This window comes from Monashia sp. NPDC004114 (assembly GCF_053603855.1).
The window spans coordinates 1-22910 of sequence record NZ_JBSGGK010000024.1; the positions used below are offsets into that span (position 1 = coordinate 1).

Genomic DNA, 22910 nt, shown 5'->3' on the forward strand with positions numbered 1-22910 from the left:
TGCGGGTGACCCCCTGCGGGGCTCCGACCGCCCGGGCGACCAGCTCCAGCAACGCGTCCGCGCGCCGGGTCGCCGGCAGCCGCGGATCCGCCGGCACCCCCGCACACACGTGACACCCACGCTCGAGGGTTCTCACACCGGCCGACCCACCGACGCACGGTGCGCGCGCCTCATCGCACGCGACTCCTTCCGGGTGCTCAGCACAGGTCCGCCCGTGACGCGCGGATGCCCCACCGAGAGCGCTGTGCGAGCCGAAAGGATCAGGTTGCCCACCCGCCGCGCCATCCGCGGGGGCGGAGCCGCCGCGCTCACCTCGCGGCTCGATGAGGTGCCCGCAGACCGGGTGCCGATACGGCACCACATGCGCATCCCAGTCCAGGTCCGGCCGCGGCCGTGCCAGCGGGTCGATCGCCGCGTCCAGCACCGCTGCCCCCTCCGGGTCCAGCCGCAGCCGGTACTCCACCAGCCCCGCGGACCGGCCCACCCGCGACAACGCCCGCCCGGCCCGCAACCGGGCCTCCTCACCCTCGACCTGCTCGGGCGGGCGCAGCGAGACCCGCGCCTGGCGCACCAGCCTGCGAACCTCCCGCACCCCCAACGCCTCGAGCTGCTCGACCATCGCACCCACCACCGAGTCCAGGTGCGCTCGGTCGGCGACCCCGGCCACCTCGTCGTGGAACCGCACGACCACCGCCGCCTGGGCCACCGTCGCCGCCCCCGAACGCACCTTGCCCGCCAGGTCCCGCCACCGCGGCTCGCCCATGATCGCCCCGACGGCGGTCAGCTCGGCCGCCCCGGCCCCCTCCAACACCGGCGCGTGCGCCGCCACCCAGTCATTGCGCGACAGCCCCTCCCGCGCTCCCAGACTCCGCGAGGTCACCTCACCGGCCAGCACCGCGCACAGGCTGTGGGCCAGCTCCCGCACCGCCTGAGCCTGCCCGATCGCATCACCGATCCCCGTCTCGGGCATGCACCACGTCGGGAACGAGCGGGTCAGCAGCCGCAGCTCGGCCGCGATCCGCGCCAACCGCGCCGCCAACCCCGGCAACCCCCGAAGCGCGTCCAGCTCGGCCGCCGGACCCGGCTCCGACGAGGCCAGCGCCGCCAGCACCGCCACCGGATCCAGCACCGCATCCAGCGCCGCATCGGGACCAGCGTCCACACCGGCCTCCACACCGGTCACCGGCTCACGGGTCGTCGTCGTCATGAGTCGAACATACGTTCGACCACCGACAGTCCAACCCCGCCATCCACAGGGCCGCACGGCGACCGGTCAGCCAAGGGCAACACCTAGAGCCGATCCTGGAAGGCCGCGAATCACCGCGCGCGTCCGAATCACCGCGCGTCCGAATCACCGCGCGTCCGAATCACCGCGCGTCCGAATCACCGCGCGTCCGAATCACGTCCGAATCACCACCGAGTTACCACCGGAACACCGCGAGCGGCGACTCACCGGTCGGGGTCATCCCATGTCCAGCGGGTCCACTCGCACGGCGACGACCTCAGACGCCTTGCGAGCGGACCGAAAGGCCTTGAGCGCCACGAGCGCGTGCGTGAGCGCCGTGGTGTCCCCCACTGGCACCCTCACCAGCACCTGATGGTCAGCCGGTGACCGCTCCCCAGCCGCTCCAGCCGCTCCCACCGCTCCCGCAGCTCCCACCGCTGCTCCGCCCGCTGCCGAGCTTCTCGAACCCACCGACGTAACCGGTCCGCGCTCCCCACCGGCCGACCTGGCTCCGCCGAAGCCCGGCGAGAACGGGAGAGGACCGAGCACCTGTGCCGCCGCGGGCAGGTCCACCTGGGTCAACGCCTCTTCGAGGGCCCGCCGGCTACCGGTCAGCTGGGCGATACGCACGGCCGGAGGCAGTCCCAGCTCGCGTCGGTCGGCAAGCTCGCGGGCGGCCAGCCACGTGGGGTCCCAGCGCACCAGCGCCTCGACGGCTGGCAGAGCGATCGCCTCCGGAGCGCCGCAGAGGACCACAGCGCGACCCTCACTCGCCAGGGCGGCGGCCGCCATCCACCGCCGAGCCGCTTCGAGCGGTGCGTCGAGGACGGGAAGGTCGAGCATCGCCCAGGCGTCAAGGAGCACGACGGCCGAGTAACCCCCATCGGCCACGGGCTCCGCGCCCGGTGTGGAGATCACGAGCGACGGCGCTGCCCCCACGGTCGCCAGCACCTCGCCCGATCCCGACGTGTGAACGGGCACACCCGGGAAGGCTCGGCCGATCTCCTCGGCGGTCCGCCGTGCTCCGGTGACCGCGGACCGCAGCCGGTGCGAGCCGCAGTGGACGCACTCGAAGCGTCCACCCGCGACCGGCAGGGCGCACCACCGGCAGGTGGGCGCCGCCCCCGACGAACCGAGCGCGACGGGGCCCTGGCAGCGAGCACAGCGCACCGGGGTGCGGCACTGCGCACAGCTGAGTGCGGGCAGGTACCCCCGCCGTGGCACCTGAAGCAGGACCGGCCCGTCGAGGAGGCCGTCCTTGGCGATCCGCCACGCGCGGGAGGGGATGTGTGCGCGTGCGGCGGGACCGTCGCGCTCCTCGTCGGCGCCTTCGCCCGCGATGGTGACTCGCGGCATCGCCTCGCGCAGGGCGGCCGGGGTCGCCTCGACGGGCACCATGAGCCCGGCCTCGACGCCGAGCTGGACTCGCAGGCTGCGGCCGAACCCTCCCGAGAGCAGCGCGGCGCCGGTGGCGGCGGCACGCAGCTGGAGCACGACACCGACCTGGTGATACGGCGCCCTCGGCTCGGCCAGGAGGTCGTCGCCGTCGTCCCACCACGCGACCAGCCCGAGGTCGTGCACCGGCGCGAAGGCCGCGGCCCGCGTGCCGATAACGACACGAACGTGGCCTCGCAGCACCTTCAGCCACGCGGTGTACCTCGCCTGCGGTCCTTGGTCGGCCGTGAGCCGGACATGCCTGCCCTTGCCGACGAGGGCGACGAGAGCGGACTCGAGCCGGTCGACGTCACGATGGTCCGGGACGATGAGCACCGAGCCGCGCCCCGCCGCCAGGGCCGTCGCGGCGGCCGTCGCGAAGGCGGCCGGCCAGTCCTCGTCGGGCCGCCGTCCGGGCAGCGCCTGCCAGGCGGCGGCCGGCGCCTCACCGTCGGCAATGCGGCGCAGCCAGGCAGGCCCGGCCGGGTATGCCGCCCACGGGCCGGGAGCGGGCGCCGTCACCGGCCCGCAGGGTGGCGGCTCGACCGGCAGGTTCCGCTCCGCCGTGGCGTGCCGCTTGGGCACGGCGAGTCGGAGCACGTCGCTCACGGTGCCGGCATACCGCCCGGCGACGGCACGCGACAGCTCCAGCACCTCCGGCGTCAGCACCGGCTCGGGACTGACCACGCGGCGAATGGGCGTCAGCGCTCCGGCGTGCTCGGCACGCTCGCGTCGCTCGACGACGAAGCCGTCGAGATCGCGGCCCGCGAAGCGCACCCGCACCCGAGCGCCGGGGACGGCGTCCGTGGCCAGCTCGTCAGGCACGGCGTACTCGAAGAGCCGGTCGAGATGGGCCAGCGGCGTCTCCACGACAACCGCAGCGACCGGCCGGTCGGCCGGTCGCTGCGAAATGAGGTCGTCGCCCACGGGGGCGAATCTAGTCTCAGCCGGAGACGGCGGCCCTCAGCGCGTCCACACGGTCGGTCCGCTCCCACGTGAAGCCGTTCTCGACGCCGTCGGCCTTGGTGCGGCCGAAGTGGCCGTATGCCGCGGTGGGCCGGTAGATCGGCCGGAGCAGGTCGAGCGCGTCGACGATGGCGGCGGGGCGCAGGTCGAAGACCTTCGTGATGGCGGCCTGGATGGCGTCGGTCGGCACGGTCTCGGTGCCGAACGTCTCGACGTAGAGGCCCACGGGCTGGGCCTTGCCGATGGCGTACGCGACCTGGACCTCGCAGCGACGGGCGAGCCCCGCAGCCACGACGTTCTTGGCGACCCACCGCATGGCGTAGGCACCGGAGCGGTCGACCTTGCTCGGGTCCTTGCCGGAGAAGGCGCCGCCGCCGTGGCGGGCCATGCCACCGTAGGTGTCGACGATGATCTTGCGGCCGGTGAGCCCGGCGTCGCCCATCGGGCCGCCGATCTCGAAGCGGCCGGTGGGGTTGATGAGCGCACGGAAGTCGGAGGTGTCGAGGTCGGTCCCCTCGGCGGCAAGCTCGGCGAGAACGGGCTCGAACACGTGTGCCTTGATGTCCGGCTCGAGCATCCCCTCGAGCGACACGTCAGGGGCGTGCTGTGTCGAGAGCACGACCGTGTCGAGCTTGACCGCCTTGTCGCCCTCATAGGCGATGGTGACCTGGGTCTTGCCGTCGGGGCGCAGGTAGGCCAGCTCCTCGCTCTTGCGCACCTGGGTCAGGCGCTCGGCGAGCCGGTGCGCCAGGAAGATCGGCAGGGGCATGAGCTCGGCGGTGTCGTCGCAGGCGTAGCCGAACATGAGGCCCTGGTCGCCGGCCCCCTGCTTGTCGAGCGGGTCGACGCCGCCGTGGCGGTTCTCGTGCGCCGTGTCAACGCCCTGGGCGATGTCGGGCGACTGGGCGCCGATGGAGATGGAGACGCCACAGGTGCGACCGTCGAAGCCCTTCTGCGAGCCGTCGTAGCCCACCTCGAGGATCGTGTCGCGCACGAGCTTGGGGATCTCGACGTACCCCGTCGTGGACACCTCACCGGCCACGTGGACCAGTCCGGTCGTGACCAACGTCTCGACTGCGACGCGCGCGTGCTTGTCCTCGGTCAGGAGGGCATCGAGGATCGAGTCGCTGATCTGGTCGCAGATCTTGTCCGGGTGGCCCTCGGTGACGGACTCGGACGTGAACAGACGTGCGGTCACTTGCTCTCCCTAGCTCTGTGCGGTGGTTGTGCGCCGCGTCGCGACCACGATGAGCCGTGGTCTGCGTAGGGCGCCGAGTGTAATCCTCAGGTCAGTAGCGGCACGACGGCGTCCCACAGCGCATCGGCCACAACGTCCTTGGTCGTCGGACCGACGGTGGTCACGTCGTCGCTGCCGCGAAGCAGGATGTGCACGGTCGTGTCGTCGCGGCCGAACGTCTTGTCGACGCCGACCTCGTTGACGACCTGGACGTCGCTGCCCTTGCGTTCGAACTTTGCCCGCGCGTGGTCCATGACACTTCCGGCGGCATCGCCGGTCTCGGCGGCGAAGCTCACCACGACCGGCCGCCCGCCGCCGCGCTCGGCGCGCTCGCTGACGAGGGCACGGACGATGTCGGGGTTCTCGACGAGGCGCAACGTCAGCCCGTTGCCCGACCCGTCGCCGGAACCGTCATCCCGGGGCGTGCTTGCTTTCTTGATCTTGCTGTCGCTCACCCGGGCCGGGCGGAAGTCGGCGGGCGCGGCCGCCATGACGACGACGTCGGAGCTGGCGGCCTCGCCGAGCACCGACCCCATCAGCTCGAGGGTGGTCTCGACCGGGAGCACGCGTATGCCGTCGGGCGCGGCAAGCGCGACGTTCGCCGCGACGAGCGTGACCTCGGCACCGCGCGCGGCTGCGGCCCGCGCGATGGCCCAGCCCTGCTTGCCCGAGCTGCGGTTGCCGAGGAACCGCACCGGGTCCAGCGGCTCGCGGGTCCCACCCGCACTGACGACGACCTTGCGGCCGGCCAGGTCGAGGCGACCGACTGGCCGCTCGTCAGCCGGCTGGCCATCGTCCGCCTCCGACGAGCCCTCGAAGTGCCCGCGGGATACGATCGCCAGGCACGCGGCATACAGGTCCTCGGGCTCAGGAAGCCGGCCCGGCCCGGTGTCGGCGCCCGTCAGCCGCCCGGAGGCCGGGTCGATGACATGCGCGCCGCGCGAGCGGAGCGTGGCGACGTTGGCGCGCGTTGCCGGGTGCTCCCACATCTCGGTGTGCATGGCCGGCGCGAACGCCACCGGACAGCGCGCGGTGAGCAGCGTGTTGGTGAGCAGGTCGTCAGCGAGACCGGCGGCAGCCTTGGCGAGCACGTCAGCAGTGGCCGGCGCGACGACCACGAGGTCGGCGTTCTGCCCGATCCGCACGTGCGGGACCTCGTGCACTGATGACCACACGTCGGTGCTCACCGGCTTGCCGGACAGCGCCGACCATGTCGGCGCCCCCACGAACCGCAGGGCAGCCTCGGTCGGCACGACCGTGACGTCGTGGCCGTTCTCGGTGAACAGCCGTAGCAGGGAGCACGCCTTGTAGGCGGCGATCCCGCCGCTCACTCCGAGGACGACCCGCAGCGACTGCATCAGTGGTGGGTGCTCCCTGCTCTTCGGTCCGCGCGTCGGCCCGGCTCAGGCCTCGGTCGGCTCGGAGGTGAGCAGGCCCTCGTTGATCTCGCGCAGCGCGATCGACAACGGCTTCTCGTGGACCTCGGTCTCGACGAGCGGGCCGACGTAGTCGAGCAGGCCCTCCTGCAGCTGCGAGTAGTAGGCGTTGATCTGGCGAGCCCGCTTCGCGGAGTAGATGACGAGCGCGTACTTGGAGTCGGCGGCGGTCAGGAGGTCGTCGATCGGCGGGTTGGTGATGCCGATGGGAGCAGCCTGGGTACCGGACACAGTGATCTCGTTTCGTTTCGGTGAATCGTGGTGAATCGGGGCGAACCTCGTGCTCGATGCGGATGGCGCACCGATAGACGCACAGCAAGGCTCACCGGGTGGCGTGCCCCGATCTCATCAATGATACGAGTTCCTCGCTCGCACGCCGAACATCGTCGTTGACGATGACCTCGTCGAACTCGGGCTTGGCTGCCAGCTCGGCCCGCGCGGTCTCGAGCCGGCGCTCCCGCTCGGCCTCCCCCTCGGTGCCTCTGCCGACGAGACGACGCACCAGCTCGTCCCAGCTCGGCGGGTCGAGGAACACGAAGAGCGCGTCGGGCCAGCTCTCGCGCACCTGGCGCGCTCCCTGCAGGTCGATCTCGAGCAGGGCGTCCCGGCCCTCGCGGATCGCCCGCTCGACGGGCCCGCGCGGCGTGCCGTACTTCGCCGCGCCGTGCACGACGGCGTACTCGAGGAACTGTCCGGCGACCACGAGGCGGTCGAACTCCTGCTCATCGACGAAGTGGTAATGCACCCCGTCGACCTCGCCCGGACGTGGCTTGCGCGTCGTCATCGAGACGGAGAACCACACTCCGGGGAAGTGCGTGCGGACATAGGAGGCGATGGTGCCTTTGCCGACAGCGGTCGGCCCGGCGAGCACTGTGAGACTGCCCGGCCGTGGGCCGTGGTTCTGCGAGGGCGTCCTGGTGCTGGGCTCCGCCGACATCACTGCCGTTCGAAGCGGCGCAACAGGGCCGCGACCTGGTTGGCCCCGAGGCCGCGCACGCGGCGGGACTCGGCGATGCCCACCTCGGCCATGATCGCCTTGGCCCGAACCCGGCCGACGCCCGGCATCGACTCGAGCAGCTCGGTCACCTTCATCTTGCCGATGACCGGGTCGATCTTGCCGTCCTCGAGGACCTCGGCGAGCGAGCCGCTGGAGTACTTGAGGCGGTTCTTGACCGCCGCCCGCTCCCGACGAGCGGCCGCAGCCTTCTCAAGAGCTGCTGCCCGTTGCTCAGGGGTGAGCGGTGGAAGCGCCACGGTCTTCGGTCTCCTCGCTGCCTGCGGGAACGACTGCGCCCCCGCCCGATCCAGATGTTGTCTCCGCCGAACCTAGCGAGCCGCACGTCCGTGCCGCAACGCGGGGGCGCGATCCCCACGGCCGCGGTCGGCGCCGTGCATCGTCGCGGCGGCACCGCCTCACTTGGAGAGGTCGATCCCGCAGGTCTCCTTCGCGTGGGTCTCGATCTTCTTCGCGGCGCTCTCGAAGCCCTGCATCTGCTGCGTGAGCGCCGTGAGGTCCGGCTTGTCCACCGTGAACTTCTCGAACAGTGACTCGAGCGAGATCCACTCCGACCTCACCTCGTCGGGCGCCGTGGCCTCGATCTGCTTGACGGTCACGACGAAACGGGTCGCGGCCTCCTTGTTCTGCAGGGACGCACCTGCCGACGCCCACTCGGACTCAGCCGACGTGAGCGCGTCGCAGTATGCCCCGCCCGACGATGAGCAGGCAGAGATCGACAATATCGCCGCCACGAGGATCAGCGTCCCCGTGCGCACGGTCGTCGCTCGCACGACCCCACCGTATGCCGTGCGCGCTGGTGCGTCTTGCGAGTGGCACAAGTGGGTGCCGTGGGTCACGCCAGGAGCGACTCGGCGACGCGCCGGGTCTGCGCAGCCAGGCGTCCCGGCTCGGGGCCTGCGGAGAGGATCTCGCGGCTCGACGCGGCGAGCACCTGACCCCGCGCCCGACCGAACGTCGCGGCGATCGTGTCCACCGTGCCGCCCTGCGCCCCGATGCCCGGGGCCAGGACGGGCGTCGCGGCGGACACGAGGTCGAGCCCGAGGTCGGAGACCGCGGTGCCGACGGTCGCGCCGATGACGAGGCCGACGCTGCCGAGCTCGCCACGGGCGCGAGCCGGGGCGTTGTCGGCCGACGCGCCGTCCACCATCGAAGCCGCCACGTAACGCCCATCTCGGACCGCATGCTGGACGGTCGCGCCCTCCGGGTTCGAGGTGAGAGCGAGGACGAAGACACCGCGGCCGGTCTGCTCGGCAAGGTCGATGGCGGGCCGCAGCGACTCGTAGCCGAGGTAGGGGCTCACGGTGAGCGCGTCCGGTGGCGCGACAGCGTCCTTGCCGAGATAGGCCTCTGCGTATGCCGTCATCGTCGACCCGATGTCACCGCGCTTGGCGTCGAGGATCGTCAGCGTCTCGGCCTCGCGGAGCTCGGTGATGACGCGTTCGAGCACGGCGAGCCCGCGGCTGCCGAACACCTCGAAGAACGCCGACTGCGGCTTGACCGCGGCCACGCGGCCGGCGAAGGCCTCGACGCACGTGAGCGCGAAGCGCTCCAACCCGGCGACGTCGTAGGTCAGCCCCCACGACTCGACGAGTGACCGGTGGGGGTCGATGCCGGCACAGAGCGGGCCGTTGAGGCGCATCGCGGCCTGGAGGCGGGCCCCGAAGCTCGTGGTCATCGTTCGGACTCCAGTTCTGGTTGGGACAGGCTCGTGGCCTGGCGTCGGACTCAGTCTCGGTGGGCGATGCCGACCGCGTCTGCGAAGCGGTCGTACCCCTTGGCGTCGAGCAGCTCGCACAGCTCACGGAGCACCCGCACCGGGGCCGACGGGTCGTTGAAGACGGCCGTGCCGACCTGGATGGCGCTGGCACCGGCGGCGACGAGCTCGAGTGCGTCGCGGCCGGTCCGGACGCCGCCGACGCCGATGATCGGCACCGTCGCCATGCGGCCCTCGATCATCGCTCTACGGACCTGCCAGATGGCGCGCACCGCGACCGGCCGGATGGCCGGCCCGGACAGACCGCCCGTGACGCCGCCGAGCTGCGGTCGCATGGTGTCGGTGTCGATCACGAGGCCGAGCAGGGTGTTGATCATGGTGAGCCCATCGGCGCCTGCGTCGACGCAAGCCGACGCGATCGCCGTGATATCCGTGACGTCCGGGCTCAGCTTGGCGAAGACCGGGATCTCCGGCGGCAGCTGCTCACGCACCAGGCCGATCACCTTGGCCGAGGCCCCCGGGTCGCACGCGAACACCAGGCCGCGGTTCGCGACGTTGGGGCACGAGATGTTGACCTCGACTCCGACGACGGCGCCGAAGTGCCGGCTCGCCCGGAGGGTCGCGGCCACGTGGGCGTACTCCGTGCTCGAGCTACCGGCGATGGACGGCAGGACCCGAGCGCCGACGGACGCGAGCCAGGCGAGGTCCTCGTCGACGAACGCCTCGATGCCCGGCCCCTGGAGCCCGATGGAGTTGAGCATCCCCGAGGGCGTCTCGGCCATCCGCGGGGTGCCCCGGCCCGAGCGCGGCTCGGCCATGACCGACTTGGTGACGAACGCTCCGAGGTCGGCGACGTCGAAGAAGCGGTGCAGCTCCTTGCCGTTGGCCGCACACCCCGATGCGGTCATGAGCGGGTTGGGCAGACGCTGTCCGGCCAGGTCCACAGCGAGGTCGACCATCAGTGACCCCCCACCTTGGGTGCGCCGACCGCGTCGTCGGGCACTCGGGCGTGGTTGCCGTCGAAGGCGTCCCAGCGCACCCGATCCCCCCTGAACACCGGCCCTTCGACGCACGAACGGACCATCCTCGTCAGCCCGTCCGTGCCGACGACCGGCATGACGCACGTCATGCACACGCCGACACCACACGCCATGGACTCCTCGACCGCGACCTGGGCGACCGCCCCGTGGTCGCGGGCCACCTCGGTGATGGCGCGCAGCATGCCCATCGGCCCGCAGCCGTAGACGACCGCTGCACCAGTGCGCTCGATGATGCCGGGCAGCACGTCGCTCACCCAGCCACGCTGTCCGGCGGACCCGTCGTCGGTGGTCACGGTCACGCCGTCACCGCTGCGTCGTGCCTCGACGACGCCGAAGAGGCGGTCCTCGCTTGCGGCGCCGAGCACCATCTCGACATGACAGCCGCGTTCGCGCAGGTCTGACGCGAGCCAGAAGAGCGGGGCGCTGCCGTAGCCGCCGCCGACGAGGACACACGGGACGGGCTCGGTCGGCAGGGGGAACTGCTTGCCCAGCGGGCCGACGACATCGATGGTGTCGTGCGGCTCGCGCTCGACGATCCACCGGGTGCCGACGCCGACGGCGGAGACCACGATCTCGACCGTGCCGCCGTAGGTCCCGCTGGGAGTGGCCCGGTGGATCGAGAACGACCTCCGCAGCAGGGTCGCCGACGACTCGCCGCCGACGGCGAGCGCCACGAACTGACCGGGACGCGCCAGCTCGGCGACGCCGGGCGCGACGAGAGTGAGGTGCTGGTAGGCCCCGACGCGCCGGGTGGCGATCACCTCGGCAACCTCCTGCACCACCTTGGCCCGCAGGCCGGTCCCACCCGCGATCGAGCCCGTCACGCGTCCGCCCCCGTGCCGACGAGGGCCCGGCGACCGTAGAGGTCGAGGTCACGGGCGTGGTCCTGGAGCGACTTCACGCGGATCTCCTCGGTCAGCTGCGCCTCGATGCCGAGCACTGCTGCGGCCAAGGTCGCGATCGTCGTGACGATGGGCTTGTCGGCGCTGGTCGTCGCCGCCCGGATCGCGTAGCCGTCGGCACGGGCATCCTGCCCTGACGGGGTGTTGACGACCATCTGCACGGTGCCGTCGAGGATGAGGTCGACGATCGAGCGCTCGCCATGGTCGCCGTCGCCGCGCTCGGTGATCTTGCGGACGAGGGTCGCCTCGATGCCGTTGCGCTTGAGGACCGCAGCGGTGCCGCTCGTCGCAAGGATCGTGAAGCCGAGGTCGACGAGCCGCTTGACCGGGAAGAGCATGGCCCGCTTGTCGCGGTTCGCGACAGACACGAAGATCGCGCCGGAGCGCGGCAGGGCCGAGCCGCTGCCCTGCTGGGCCTTGGAGAACGCCGAACCGAAGTCGACGTCGATGCCCATGACCTCGCCCGTCGAGCGCATCTCCGGGCCGAGCAGCGAGTCGACGGCCACACCCTCCTTGGTGCGGAACCGCTTGAACGGCAGCACCGCCTCCTTGCACGACACGGGCGCGTGTGCGGGCATCGCCCCGCCGTCGCCGACCGCCGGCAGCAGGCCCTCCTCGCGCAGCTCCTTGATGCGCGCTCCCAGCATGACCCGCGCGGCCGCGCTGGCCAGGGGCACGCCCGTGGCCTTGGCGACGAACGGCACGGTGCGCGACGCCCTCGGGTTGGCCTCGATGACATAAAGGATGTCCTGTGCCAGCGCGAACTGGACGTTCATCAGGCCCCGGACGCCGATGCCCTCGGCCAGCTTGCGGGTGGCCTCGCGGACCCGCCCGAGCTCACCGTCCCCGAGCGTGGCCGGCGGCAGGGTGCACGAGCTGTCACCCGAATGGATGCCGGCCTCCTCGACGTGCTCCATGATGCCGCCGAGGTACATCTCCTCGCCGTCGAACAGCGCGTCGACGTCGATCTCGATGGCGTCGTCGAGGAACCGGTCGATGAGGATCGGGTGGTCCGGAGAGGCCTCGGTGGCCTTCTCGACGTACGTCACGAGCGAGTCGTCGTCGTAGACGATCACCATGCCGCGCCCACCGAGGACGTAGGACGGGCGGACCAGGACCGGATACCCGATCTCGCGTGCCACCGCAAGGGCTTCGTCGGGGCCGTATGCCGTTCCGTGCTTGGGTGCCACGAGCCCGGCGCGCGCGAGGACCTGTCCGAAGGCCCCGCGGTCCTCGGCGAGGTGGATCGCCTCGGGCGACGTGCCGACGATCGGGACGCCTTCCGCGGCGAGGGCCCTGGCCAGACCCAGCGGCGTCTGCCCGCCGAGCTGGACGATCACTCCCGCGATCGGCCCGGCCTGCGACTCGGCGTGGATGACCTCGAGGACGTCCTCCAGGGTCAGCGGCTCGAAGTAGAGGCGGCTGCTGGTGTCGTAGTCGGTCGACACGGTCTCCGGGTTGCAGTTGACCATGACGGTGTCGAAACCCTTGTCCCGCAGGGAGAACGACGCGTGCACGCAGGAGTAGTCGAACTCGACTCCCTGGCCGATCCGGTTCGGTCCGGAGCCCAGGATGATGACCGCCGGCCGTTCGCGCGGCTCGACCTCGGTCTCCTCGTCGTAGGACGAGTAGTGATAGGGCGTGCGAGCGGCGAACTCGGCCGCACACGTGTCGACCGTCTTGTAGACCGGGCGCACGCCGAGGGCGTGGCGTACCCCGCGGACCACGGCCTCCGGCATACGGCGGATGCCCGCGACCTGTGCGTCACTGAAGCCGTGCCGCTTGACCAGGCGGAGCAGGTCGGGCGTCAGCTCCGGGGCATCCGCGAGCATGGCGGCAACGTCGTTGACGAGCGCGATCTGGTCGAGGAACCACGGGTCGATGCCGGTCGCGGCATGGACCTCCTCGACGGAGCACCCACCCCGAAGGGCCTGCTGCACCAGCACGATGCGCCCATCGGTCGGGACCCGAGCCTCCTCGAGGGCCCGCTCCGCGGCAGCCTTGCCGATCTCGCCATCCCAGTGGAACGTCGCGCCCTTCTTCTCCAGTGAGCGCAGCGCCTTCTGGAGGGCCTCGGTGAAGTTCCGCCCGATAGACATCGCCTCGCCGACCGACTTCATGGTCGTCGTCAGGGTGGGGTCGGCTGCCGGGAACTTCTCGAACGCGAAGCGCGGCACCTTGACGACGACGTAGTCGAGCGTCGGCTCGAAGCTCGCCGGCGTCTCCCGGGTGATGTCGTTGGGCACCTCGTCCAGCGTGTAGCCGATCGCCATCTTCGCCGCGATCTTGGCGATCGGGAACCCCGTCGCCTTCGACGCGAGAGCGCTGGACCGGGACACGCGGGGGTTCATCTCGATGACGATGACCCTGCCGTCGCGCGGGTTGACCGCGAACTGGATGTTGCAGCCACCCGTGTCGACGCCCACCTCGCGGATGACCGCGATGCCGATGTCCCGCAGCCGCTGGTACTCGCGGTCGGTCAGTGTCAGCGCCGGCGCCACGGTGATCGAGTCGCCGGTGTGCACGCCCATCGGGTCGAGGTTCTCGATCGAGCAGACCACCACGACGTTGTCGGCGTGGTCGCGCATGACCTCGAGCTCGTACTCCTTCCAGCCGAGGATGGACTCCTCGAGCAGGACCTCCGTGGTCGGGCTGTACTGCAGGCCCTGCCCGGCGATGCGACGCAGGTCCGCCTCGTCGTAGGCGAACCCGGAGCCCAGGCCGCCCATCGTGAACGACGGGCGGACGACGACGGGATAGCTCAGCTCCCCGGCGGCGGCCAGGCACTCGTCCATCGTGTGGCAGATGATGCTGCGGGCCGACTCTGCACCGCAGCGCTCGACGACGCCCTTGAAGGCCTCGCGGTCCTCACCGAGCTGGATCGCCTCGACGTTGGCGCCGATGAGCGGGCACCCGTACTTCTCGAGGACGCCGTTCTCGTGCAGGGCGATCGCGCAGTTCAGGGCAGTCTGGCCACCCAGCGTGGCGAGCACCGCGTCGGGCCGCTCCTTGGCGATGATCGCCTCGACGACCTCCGGCGTGATCGGCTCGACGTACGTCGCGTCGGCGAACTCCGGGTCCGTCATGATCGTGGCCGGGTTGCTGTTGACGAGGACGACCCGGATGCCCTCCTCGCGCAGCACCCGGCACGCCTGGGTGCCGGAGTAGTCGAACTCGCACGCCTGGCCGATGACGATCGGCCCGGAGCCGATGACCAGGACGCTCTTGATGTCGTCACGCTGAGGCATTATTTGCTCGCTCCGCTCGCGTTGGTCATGAGTTCCACGAAGCGGTCGAAGAGGTACGCGGCGTCGTGGGGTCCCGCGGCCGCCTCTGGGTGGTACTGCACCGAGTAGGCCGGCACGTCGAGGCACTCGAGACCCTCGACGACGTCGTCGTTGAGGCACACGTGCGACACGCGTGCCCGACCGTATGCCGTGTCGCTGTCGCGGTCGAGCGGGGCGTCCACGGCGAAGCCGTGGTTGTGCGCAGTGACCTCGACCTTCCTCGTGGACCGGTCCATGACCGGCTGGTTGATGCCCCGGTGGCCGTACTTCAGCTTGTACGTGCCGAACCCGAGAGCCCGCCCGAGCAGCTGGTTGCCGAAACAGATCCCGAAGAACGGGACGCCGGCGTCGAGCACCTGCCGCAGCAGTGCCACCTCACGCTCAGCCGTCGCCGGGTCGCCCGGCCCGTTGGAGAAGAAGACACCGTCCGGGCCGCCATCACCGACGGCCATGACGTCCTCGAAGGACGCGGTGGCGGGCAGCACATGGACCTCGATGCCGCGCTGCGCCATGAGCTGGGGCGTCATCGCCTTGATCCCGAGGTCGACCGCAGCGACGGTGAAGCGCTTCTCGCCGACGGCAGGGACGGCATACGGCTCGGTCGTCGTCACCTCCTCGGCGAGCGCCGCGCCGGCCATCTGCGGGCTCCGGCGCACCGCGTCGAGCAGGTCCGCCTCCGGCCGCCCTGCGGCGACGCCGCTGAAGATCCCGACCCGCATCGCGCCGCGCTCGCGCAGGTGGCGGGTCAGCGCCCGGGTGTCGACCTCACAGATCCCGACCACCCTCTGGTCGCGCAGCTCGTCCTCGAGGTCACGCGTCGCGCGCCAGCTGGACGACCTGAGGGCCGGGTCGCGCACGACGTAGCCCGCGACCCAGATGCGAGTGCTCTCGTCATCCTCGGTGTTGACGCCGGTGTTGCCCACGTGCGGAGCCGTCATGACGATGACCTGGCGGTGGTAGCTCGGGTCCGTGAGAGTCTCCTGATACCCGGTCATCCCCGTCGAGAACACCGCCTCGCCGACTGTCTCGCCGAGGGCGCCGTAGGAGGCCCCCCGGAAGGTGCGGCCGTCCTCGAGCACGAGGACGGCGGCCTCTCGAAGCCGGCTCGTGCGGTCGTTGCGACCCGGCACGTGGATGGGTGTCTGGGTGGTCACTCGTCAGCCCCCGATGCGTTGGCGTTCGTCAGTACTCGTTCGGTGTGGGACTCCGGGTCCGCGACGAAGGTCACCCGCCCTCCGAAGACCGTGGTGGCTACGGCGCCGCGGAACGTGCGTCCGTGCCACGGGTTGTTGCGGGACCGGCTGCGGCTCGCGGTCGCGTCGACCGTGACCTCGCGGTCGGGGTCGACCAGCGTGATGTGAGCCGGGCTCCCCGCCTGGAGCGGGCGGCCTTGGTGCGCAAGGCCGCCGATGCCGGCCGGGGCGACGGACATGACTCGCGCCACGTCGGCCCAGTCGAGCAGGCCGGGCCGCACCAGCACCTCGCTGACGACCGAGAGCGCCGTCTCCAGGCCGATCATGCCGAACGCCGCGTCGACGAAGGCGTGCTCCTTGTCGTGCCGCGCGTGTGGTGCGTGGTCGGTGGCGACGGCGTCGATCGTGCCGTCGGCCAGGGCCTCGCGCAGCGCCTCGACGTCCTCCGTCGGGCGCAGCGGCGGGTTGACCTTGTAGACGGGGTCGTAGCCGGAGAGCAGGTCGGTCGTGAGGGCCAGGTGGTGCGGCGTGACCTCCGCCGTGACGGAGATGCCCTGCGCCTTGGCCCACCGGACCACCTCGACCGTGCCGGCAGTGGACACGTGGGCGATGTGCACGCGAGAGCCGGTGTGGCGAGCCAGCATGACATCGCGGGCGACGATCGACTCCTCCGCGACCCCGGGCCAGCCCGGCAGGCCCAGACGCCCGGAGATCTCCCCCTCGTGGCAGCAGGCGTCAGGCCCGGCGAGCCGCGGCTCCTGCGCATGCTGGGACACGACGCCGCCGAACGGCTTGAGGTACTCCAGGGCCCGGCGCATGATGCGGGCATCGTGGACGCAGTGTCCGTCGTCGGAGAACACCCGCACCTGCGCCCGGGACCGCGCCATGAGGCCGAGCTCGGCGAGCTCGGCGCCCTCGAGACCCTTGGTCACAGCGCCCACGGGCACGACCTCGGTCAGGCCGCAGGCACGTCCGAGGTCGAGCACCCGCTCGGCCGCCTCTGCGGTGTCGGTGACCGGGCTGGTGTTGGCCATGGCGTAGACCGCGGTGTAGCCGCCCGCCGCCGCTGCCGCCGAGCCCGTGGCGATCGTCTCGGCGTCCTCGCGGCCCGGCTCGCGCAGGTGGACGTGGAGGTCGACCAGCCCGGGCAGCGCGACGAGGCCGTCGGCGTCTATGACCTCGGTGTCCCGAGCCGACGCGACCTGGCCGAGCGATCCGACCTCACGGATGACGCCGTCGACGACGAGCAGGTCAGCTGCCTCGGCCCCGAGCAGTCGGGCCCCTCTGATGAGCAGTCGGGTCATCGGGTCGCTCCTTCCGAGGGCGCGGCGTTCGTCGGTACGGCCGGTGGGCCGTCGTCTCCGGCGAGCAGGTGGTAGAGCACGGCCATCCGCACCGCGACGCCGGCCGACACCTGGTCGAGAACGACGGACTGTGGCGAGTCGGCCGCCTCGGGCGCGATCTCCAGCCCGCGGTTCATCGGCCCGGGATGCAGGACGAGCACGTCGGGGTTGCGGGTCACGAGCGTGTCGAGGCGGTCGCGGGTCAGGCCGTAGCCGACGGTGTACTCGCGCGCCGTCGGGAAGAACCCACCGCTCATCCGCTCGCGCTGCACCCGGAGCATCATCACGGCGTCGACGTCGCCATGCTCGCCGCGTCCTTCCAGGACCTCGTCGAGGTCCCAGCTCGTCGCGAAGCCGTCGGCCGCGCTCCAGGCCGCGATGCCGCTGGGCATGAGGGTCGGTGGCGCCACGACGGTCACCTTGGCGCCGAGGGTCTTCAAGGTGATGACGTTGCTGCGGAAGACCCGCGAGTGAGTCAGGTCGCCGACGATGGCCACGTGCCGGCCGTCGAGGTCGCCCATCCGGGTGCGGAGCGTGTAGGCGTCCAGAAGCGCCTGGGTGGGGTGCTCGTGCGTTCCATCACCGGCGTTGATGACGCTGCACCGCACCCACTGCGCGACCTGGTGGCAGGCCCCGCTCGCGTTGTGCCGGATGACCAGGGCGTCGACCGCCATCGCATCGACGGTCATGGCCGTGTCGCGCAGACTCTCGCCCTTGCTCGTCGAGGAGCCCTTGGCCGAGAGGTTGATCGTGTCGGCCGACATCCACTTGCCGGCGATCTCGAAGGACGAGCGAGTGCGCGTCGAGTCCTCGAAGAAGAAGTTGATCACGGTGCGGCCGCGCAGCGTCGGGACCTTCTTGACCTCGCGCCGCTGCAGGTCGTGCATCGAGCCGGCGGTCTCGAGGATGTCCTCGACCTCGCGACGGGTCAGGTCGGCCGACGAGATGAGGTGCTTGGTCATCGGGCCTCTCCCCCGCTGATCCGGACGACGTCGATGCCGTCGATCTCGGCCACCCGGACATGGACGCGCTCGTCGCGGGAGGTCGGGAGGTTCTTGCCGACATGGTCGGCCCGGATCGGCAGCTCACGGTGGCCGCGGTCGACGAGCACTGCGAGGCGCACCGCGCGCGGGCGGCCCAGCTCGGACAGCGCGTCGAGCGCAGCGCGGATGGTCCGGCCGGAGTAGAGCACGTCGTCGACGAGGACGACGACCCGGTCGTCGATGCCGGTCGCCGGGATCCGCGACCGGTGGGCGGCCCGGACCGGCTGCCGGCGCAGGTCGTCACGGTGCAGCGTGATGTCGAGCTCGCCGACGGGGATCGGCGTCCCCTCGACGTCGGCGATGCAGGAGGCGAGGCGGGTCGCGAGCGGGACCCCGCGCGAGGGGATGCCGAGCAGGACCAGGCCTTCGCTGCCCTTGTTGCGCTCGAGGATCTCGTGACCGATGCGCCGCAGCGCCCGGGAGATGTCCCCTTCGCTCATGACGTCGCGTGCGTCGGCAGGGGTGCTGGAGCGGTCGCTCGATGGCTGGGCAGGCACACTCAGGTCAGGGCAGGTCACAGCCGCTGGACCTCCTTCCCCGCCTCACAGGACGGTGGTTAAAGGACGTCGTTCGGCGCCGAGTCTAGCCGCCGGACGCCGCTGCTCCGAATCCGGCCCGCGGTCCGACGATGCGAGCCGCGGGAGAAGCACGAAGCCACCCGCGGGCGGGTGGCTTCGTGCAGTGGGCGCGGCGCGGTGCCGCAAAGCAGGCTCGGACTGCCGTTCAGACGATCGTGGCCTTGACCTCGGCGAGCCGGCCCAGCAGCCCGTTGACAAAGCTCGGCGACTCGTCGGTGGACAGGTCGGTCGCGAGTGCGACCGCCTCGGAGATCGCCACGGCGTCGGGGATCTCGTCGTTGTAGAGGACCTCCCACGCACCCATCCGCAGGATCGCCCGGTCGACCGCAGGCATCCGCTCGATGGTCCAGCCCTGGCTGTAGTCGGTCAGGGCCGTGTTGATGTCAGTCCACTTCGCGACGACACCGCGCACGATCTCCGCGGAGTACGGGTTGTTGCCCACACGGGACTCGGAGTCTGCGAGCCGCTGCTCGAGCAGCGTCTGGGCGTTCATCCCGCGCTGGTCGGCCTCGAAGAGGATGTCGAGGGCTCGCGAGCGAGCCTTGGTGCGTGCAGCCACGTTGGGGGCCGGTCCTGTTCCGTGTGTCTCGTCGCGGTGTCGTCAGTCGTTGACGCGGCCGAGGTATGACCCGTCGCGGGTGTCGACCTTGACCCGGGTGCCGGTCTCGAGGAACAGCGGGACCTGGATCTGCGCACCCGTCTCGAGGGTGGCCGGCTTGGTGCCGCCGGTGGAGCGGTCGCCCTGCAGGCCCGGCTCGGTGTGGGTGATCTCGAGGACCACGGACGCGGGCAGCTCGATGTAGAGGGGCGCGCCGTCATGGGTCGCGACGATGGCGTTCTGGTTCTCGAGCAGGTAGTCGGCCGAGCCGCCCACGGTGGTCTCCGACACGTGGAGCTGGTCGTAGGTGTCGGTGTCCATGAAGACGAAGTCGGAGCCGTCCTTGTAGAGGTACTGCATCGTGCGCTTGTCGACGTTGCTCGTCTCGACCTTGATGCCCGCGTTGAACGTCTTGTCGACGACCTTGCCGGACAGGACGTTCTTGAGCTTGGTGCGCACGAACGCAGGGCCCTTGCCCGGCTTGACGTGCTGGAACTCGACGACGGACCAGAGCTGTCCCTCGAGGTTGAGCACCATGCCGTTCTTCAGGTCGTTGGTCGAAGCCATCGTTGTCAAACCACTTTCGTATGCCGGCCGGCTGGGTCGCGCGCCCACGGGCACGCCGGAGCCCCGGACGTTCTTGACTTGGGAAGTTGCCGCGCAAGTCTAGCCGCGCGGATCCCTGATCGAAGAATCGGCAGGAGGCGGCTCCCTCCGGCGGTGTAGGCTCGTGCCCTTTCGCCGAGCGCACGGCGCGCGAGCGTGGACAGGGTGGTGGGGGGTGGTGACGATGCACGACGGATCCGGCGCACTCGCTGACGAGCAGCGCTACCTCGAGCTTGCTCGGGCCGAGCTGGCACGGATGCGGGAGGCCGCCCTCAGCCTCGATGCATCACGAGCGAGCGACGCCATCTCGGGAGAGGTCCTCTCCCGCGTGCTCGCGAGACGGATCGCATCGCTGCAGGACGACCCGCGCACGACGCTCTTCTTCGGTCGCATCGACGTCGACCCACCGGGAGGCCCGGCGGAGCAGTTCCACATCGGTCGGCGGCACGTCTCCGACGAGTCCGGCGACCCGGTCGTCGTCGACTGGCGGGCCCCCGTGTCCACGGCGTTCTACCGCGCGTCGCAGAGCGACCCGATGGACGTGGTGCTGCGGCGACGGTTCGGCGTCGACCATGGCCGGCTCACAGCCCTGGAGGACGAGCACCTGCGGGACCCGGGCCACGACGGGCGCGGCACCCTGCTCGCCGCCGAGATCGAGCGGCCCCGCACCGGGCCGATGCGCGACATCGTGGCCACCATCCAGCCCGAGCAGGACGAGATCGTGCGCAGCGACGTCGGTGTCACCGTCTGCGTCCAGGGCGCGCCGGGGACCGGAAAGACCGCCGTCGGCCTGCACCGCGCCGCCTGGCTGCTCTACTCCTTCAGGGACCGGCTCGACCGCTCCGGGGTGCTCGTCGTCGGACCCAACAGGGCGTTCCTCGACCACATCGGCGCTGTGCTGCCCTCGCTCGGCGAGGTCCGCGTCCGCCATGCCACGATCGAGTCGCTGCTCCAGCACGGCACGGTGCGCGCGACGGAGACCGCCGAGGTCGCACGCCTCAAAGGTGACGCCCGCATGGCCGGGGTGCTGCACCGCGCCGTCTGGTCGCACCTCCGGCGCCCGACCGAGCCCCTCGTGGTCCCGCGCGGGGCGCGCAAGTGGCGCGTTCCGGCATACGTCGTCGCCGACGTGCTCGACGAGCTTGCCGGGCGGGGCGTCCGCTACTCCGCGGCTCGCGACCTGCTCCCCCAGCGCCTCGCTCATCACGTCCTGCTCGAGATGGAGCGGGATGGGGAGGCGCCGGACGACCGTGTCCAGGACGCTGTGGCGAAGTCACCCGCGGTGAAGCGGTACGTGGCGTCGGTGTGGCCCGCGCTGGATGCCGCCGCCGTGCTGCACGGCCTCTGGTCCGACGCAGACTTTCTGGCGACGGCCGCAGACGGCGCCCTCACCGAGCAGGAGCAGGCCGCGCTGCTCTGGCCCCGGCCGCCACGCACCAAGGGCAGCGCTCGCTGGAGCCGGGCCGACATGGCCCTGCTCGACGAGGTCACCGACCTGCTTCAGCGGGAGCGGAGCCTCGGGCACGTCGTCCTCGACGAGGCGCAGGACCTGTCGCCCATGCAGCTGCGCGCAGTCGGGCGGCGCTGTTCCACGGGGTCGGCGACCGTGCTCGGTGACATCGCCCAGGGCACGACGCCGTGGGCGACGTCGTCCTGGCGCGAGGCGATGACCCATCTCGGCAAGGCCGACCACGATCTCGTCGTGCTCGACCGCGGTTTCCGAGTGCCCGCTGCGGTAATCGAGTACGCAACGCGGCTCCTGCCCGCGATGGCGCCCGGGCTCGGTGCGCCGGTGTCGGTCCGCGACAATCCCGGCCGGCTCGACATCAGAGCAGTCGCCGCTCCCGGCGCTCTGCTCGACGAGGTTGCCGCCCTGGCGGCTGCGGCGGCTAGGCAGCCCGGGTCGGTCGGCGTCATCGCCGCGGACGGCACCATCGAGGCGCTATCCGGAGCTCTCACCGACCGCGGCATCCGGCACGGCCGGCTCGACGACGACCACGGCGACGACGAGGACCGGCAGGTGGAGGTCGTGCCTGCCAGCGTCGCCAAGGGTCTCGAGTTCGACCGCGTCGTCGTCGTGGAGCCGGCCGCCATCGCCGCGGCCGAGCCGGACCAGCGCACGGGACTACGGCGGCTGTACGTCGTGCTCACCCGAGCCGTGTCAGAGCTGACGATCGTCCACGCCGAGCCTCTGCCCGCCGACCTCGCGCCACCGCCAGCTCGGGTCGAGGTGTTGGGGTCACGGTGATCGCTCGCTGCATGCCGCGACACCTCGCCTCGACCCGGGATACCTCGAACGGGGGTCGTCACACCGCGATGGTCAGTGCAGCGGTGTAGCCCGTGGCCGGGTCGCCCGACATGGTGGCGAGCTGGTGGATCCCGCCGTCGTCTCCGAAGACCATGTCGGTCGCGAGGCTGACCCGCGAGAGATTCAGGACGCTCTGCTCGTAGCCCGCCGTCGCGTAGACGGTCTCGCAGGTCGACTGCGGCAGGGCGATCTGGGAGGTCTTGACGATCGGGCCGCTCGTCGTCGCCTCCGCGACGCTCGCGTAGACCTCGAAGTGGATGTGCGGCCAGCGGCCGTCGTAGCAGGCCGGATAGACCGAGGTGAACGTCGCCGTGCCGGTGACGTCGGTGGGCTGCACGCCACGGAGATAGTTCTCGCTCTCCACCCCGCTGGAGTAGAGCGAGTACTGCCCGTCGCGGTTGCAGTGCCACAGGTAGACCGCCGCCCCGGCCATCGCGGTGCTCGACGCGAGGTCCTTGACCGTGAGCCGGACGGTGAGCGGGACGCCTTCCGCGGTCGTGGTCGAGCCGCCGTAGCTCTGACGGATGTCGGAACGGACGATCCCGGAGTCGTCGAGGACGTTCGGACCGTTGGATCCGTCCCCCGGGAAGGGTCCGCCGGTCTCGTCCGGTGCCTCGACGAGTGCCCCACCGGCCGAGGAGGCGCTTGCCGACGCGCCCCCGGCTCCTGACCCGGCAGAGCCCGATGACCCCACCCCGCTGGACGTCGCGACGTCTGTCGGAGTGCCGCAGGCCGCGATCGCTCCAGCCACGCCGAGCCCACCGATCAGGCTGAGGGCTCGGCGGCGGTCGAGGAGCGTCCGCAGGTCGAACCGCAGACCGCGGTCGTGGTCCTCGATCTCGGTGCCGTCGTCGCCGAGCCAGTCGGATGCCGGACGCTCCTGCCGTGCCATGGTGAGTCCTTCCGTCGTTCGACCCGGGCGGGCTTGCCTGGCTCGATCCTGGAGGCCCCGCCAAGGGTGCCTCTGTCCGGCGGCTATGAG

The 22910-nt window shown here is 71.3% G+C and carries 19 protein-coding genes and 1 pseudogene; 1 reads left to right on the plus strand and 19 read right to left on the minus strand.

The window, feature by feature from the left end; all coding sequences use genetic code 11:
* From ACWEOW_RS22315 to efp, 18 genes and pseudogenes are all read right to left on the minus strand, one after another.
* Window positions 1-1207: pseudogene (locus ACWEOW_RS22315) on the minus strand (hypothetical protein); the annotation flags it as partial.
* Window positions 1208-1462: 255 nt separating this feature from the next.
* Window positions 1463-3586, minus strand: coding sequence for a primosomal protein N' (locus ACWEOW_RS22320; RefSeq protein ID WP_452271446.1), 2124 nt, complete (start codon window positions 3584-3586; stop codon window positions 1463-1465).
* 16 nt (window positions 3587-3602) lie between these two features.
* Window positions 3603-4823 carry a methionine adenosyltransferase gene (gene metK, locus ACWEOW_RS22325; protein ID WP_452271447.1) on the minus strand — a complete coding sequence of 407 codons (1221 nt, stop codon included), beginning with the start codon at window positions 4821-4823 and terminating at the stop codon, window positions 3603-3605.
* An 86-nt stretch (window positions 4824-4909) separates the two neighbouring features.
* A complete protein-coding gene (locus tag ACWEOW_RS22330) occupies window positions 4910-6211 on the minus strand; it encodes a bifunctional phosphopantothenoylcysteine decarboxylase/phosphopantothenate synthase (protein ID WP_452271500.1) in 1302 nt (433 codons plus the stop codon).
* 54 nt (window positions 6212-6265) lie between these two features.
* Window positions 6266-6529, minus strand: coding sequence for a DNA-directed RNA polymerase subunit omega (gene rpoZ / locus ACWEOW_RS22335; protein ID WP_452271448.1), 264 nt, complete (start codon window positions 6527-6529; stop codon window positions 6266-6268).
* Window positions 6530-6620: 91 nt separating this feature from the next.
* Window positions 6621-7235 (minus strand): guanylate kinase, encoded by a 615-nt coding sequence (gmk, locus tag ACWEOW_RS22340; RefSeq protein ID WP_452271449.1) that lies wholly within the window; start codon window positions 7233-7235, stop codon window positions 6621-6623.
* The gene (gene mihF / locus ACWEOW_RS22345) at window positions 7235-7552 is read right to left on the minus strand and encodes an integration host factor, actinobacterial type (protein ID WP_452271450.1); all 318 of its coding nucleotides are present in this window, start codon (window positions 7550-7552) and stop codon (window positions 7235-7237) included. The genes gmk and mihF overlap by 1 nt, the downstream gene beginning before the upstream one ends.
* A 159-nt stretch (window positions 7553-7711) precedes the next feature.
* Window positions 7712-8086: a hypothetical protein gene (locus ACWEOW_RS22350; protein ID WP_452271451.1), complete on the minus strand. Its 375-nt coding sequence runs from the start codon at window positions 8084-8086 to the stop codon at window positions 7712-7714.
* Window positions 8087-8148: 62 nt separating this feature from the next.
* Window positions 8149-8991 (minus strand): orotidine-5'-phosphate decarboxylase, encoded by an 843-nt coding sequence (gene pyrF, locus ACWEOW_RS22355; protein ID WP_452271452.1) that lies wholly within the window; start codon window positions 8989-8991, stop codon window positions 8149-8151.
* 50 nt (window positions 8992-9041) lie between these two features.
* Window positions 9042-9989 (minus strand): dihydroorotate dehydrogenase, encoded by a 948-nt coding sequence (locus tag ACWEOW_RS22360; protein WP_452271453.1) that lies wholly within the window; start codon window positions 9987-9989, stop codon window positions 9042-9044.
* Entirely contained in the window at window positions 9989-10894 is a 906-nt protein-coding gene (locus tag ACWEOW_RS22365) for a dihydroorotate dehydrogenase electron transfer subunit (protein WP_452271454.1), read from the minus strand. The genes ACWEOW_RS22360 and ACWEOW_RS22365 overlap by 1 nt, the downstream gene beginning before the upstream one ends.
* A complete protein-coding gene (gene carB / locus ACWEOW_RS22370) occupies window positions 10891-14220 on the minus strand; it encodes a carbamoyl-phosphate synthase large subunit (RefSeq protein ID WP_452271455.1) in 3330 nt (1109 codons plus the stop codon). The genes ACWEOW_RS22365 and carB overlap by 4 nt, the downstream gene beginning before the upstream one ends.
* A complete protein-coding gene (carA, locus tag ACWEOW_RS22375; RefSeq protein WP_452271456.1) occupies window positions 14220-15413 on the minus strand; it encodes a glutamine-hydrolyzing carbamoyl-phosphate synthase small subunit in 1194 nt (397 codons plus the stop codon). The genes carB and carA overlap by 1 nt, the downstream gene beginning before the upstream one ends.
* On the minus strand, window positions 15410-16756 hold the full coding sequence (locus tag ACWEOW_RS22380; protein ID WP_452271457.1) for a dihydroorotase: 1347 nt from the start codon (window positions 16754-16756) through the stop codon (window positions 15410-15412). Before ACWEOW_RS22380 ends, carA begins: the two co-directional genes overlap by 4 nt.
* Window positions 16753-17757, minus strand: coding sequence for an aspartate carbamoyltransferase catalytic subunit (locus ACWEOW_RS22385; protein ID WP_452271458.1), 1005 nt, complete (start codon window positions 17755-17757; stop codon window positions 16753-16755). Before ACWEOW_RS22385 ends, ACWEOW_RS22380 begins: the two co-directional genes overlap by 4 nt.
* Window positions 17754-18335: a bifunctional pyr operon transcriptional regulator/uracil phosphoribosyltransferase PyrR gene (gene pyrR, locus ACWEOW_RS22390; RefSeq protein ID WP_452271501.1), complete on the minus strand. Its 582-nt coding sequence runs from the start codon at window positions 18333-18335 to the stop codon at window positions 17754-17756. Before pyrR ends, ACWEOW_RS22385 begins: the two co-directional genes overlap by 4 nt.
* Window positions 18336-18561: 226 nt before the next feature.
* Window positions 18562-18975 (minus strand): transcription antitermination factor NusB, encoded by a 414-nt coding sequence (gene nusB / locus ACWEOW_RS22395; RefSeq protein ID WP_452271459.1) that lies wholly within the window; start codon window positions 18973-18975, stop codon window positions 18562-18564.
* A 42-nt stretch (window positions 18976-19017) separates the two neighbouring features.
* Window positions 19018-19581 (minus strand): elongation factor P, encoded by a 564-nt coding sequence (efp, locus tag ACWEOW_RS22400; protein WP_452271460.1) that lies wholly within the window; start codon window positions 19579-19581, stop codon window positions 19018-19020.
* A 223-nt stretch (window positions 19582-19804) separates the two neighbouring features.
* On the opposite strand from efp, the gene ACWEOW_RS22405 reads away from it, so the two are divergent.
* Complete coding sequence (locus ACWEOW_RS22405) at window positions 19805-21868, plus strand: HelD family protein (protein WP_452271461.1); 2064 nt, start codon at window positions 19805-19807, stop codon at window positions 21866-21868.
* Between the two features lie 58 nt (window positions 21869-21926).
* Here ACWEOW_RS22405 and ACWEOW_RS22410 read toward each other — a convergent pair whose 3' ends face one another.
* On the minus strand, window positions 21927-22820 hold the full coding sequence (locus tag ACWEOW_RS22410) for an intradiol ring-cleavage dioxygenase (protein WP_452271462.1): 894 nt from the start codon (window positions 22818-22820) through the stop codon (window positions 21927-21929).
* Window positions 22821-22910 lie beyond the last annotated feature (90 nt).

Bases quoted from the DNA above. Each gene is read 5' to 3' on its own strand.
- ACWEOW_RS22385 (WP_452271458.1), bottom strand. From the start codon at position 17,757: ATGACCAAGCACCTCATCTCGTCGGCCGACCTGACCCGTCGCGAGGTC.
- pyrF (WP_452271452.1), bottom strand. From the start codon at position 8,991: ATGACCACGAGCTTCGGGGCCCGCCTCCAGGCCGCGATGCGCCTCAAC.
- ACWEOW_RS22405 (WP_452271461.1), top strand. From the start codon at position 19,805: ATGCACGACGGATCCGGCGCACTCGCTGACGAGCAGCGCTACCTCGAG.
- efp (WP_452271460.1), bottom strand. From the start codon at position 19,581: ATGGCTTCGACCAACGACCTGAAGAACGGCATGGTGCTCAACCTCGAG.
- ACWEOW_RS22380 (WP_452271457.1), bottom strand. From the start codon at position 16,756: ATGACCCGACTGCTCATCAGAGGGGCCCGACTGCTCGGGGCCGAGGCA.
- ACWEOW_RS22360 (WP_452271453.1), bottom strand. From the start codon at position 9,989: ATGGTCGACCTCGCTGTGGACCTGGCCGGACAGCGTCTGCCCAACCCG.
- ACWEOW_RS22410 (WP_452271462.1), bottom strand. From the start codon at position 22,820: ATGGCACGGCAGGAGCGTCCGGCATCCGACTGGCTCGGCGACGACGGC.
- carB (WP_452271455.1), bottom strand. From the start codon at position 14,220: ATGCCTCAGCGTGACGACATCAAGAGCGTCCTGGTCATCGGCTCCGGG.
- gmk (WP_452271449.1), bottom strand. From the start codon at position 7,235: ATGTCGGCGGAGCCCAGCACCAGGACGCCCTCGCAGAACCACGGCCCA.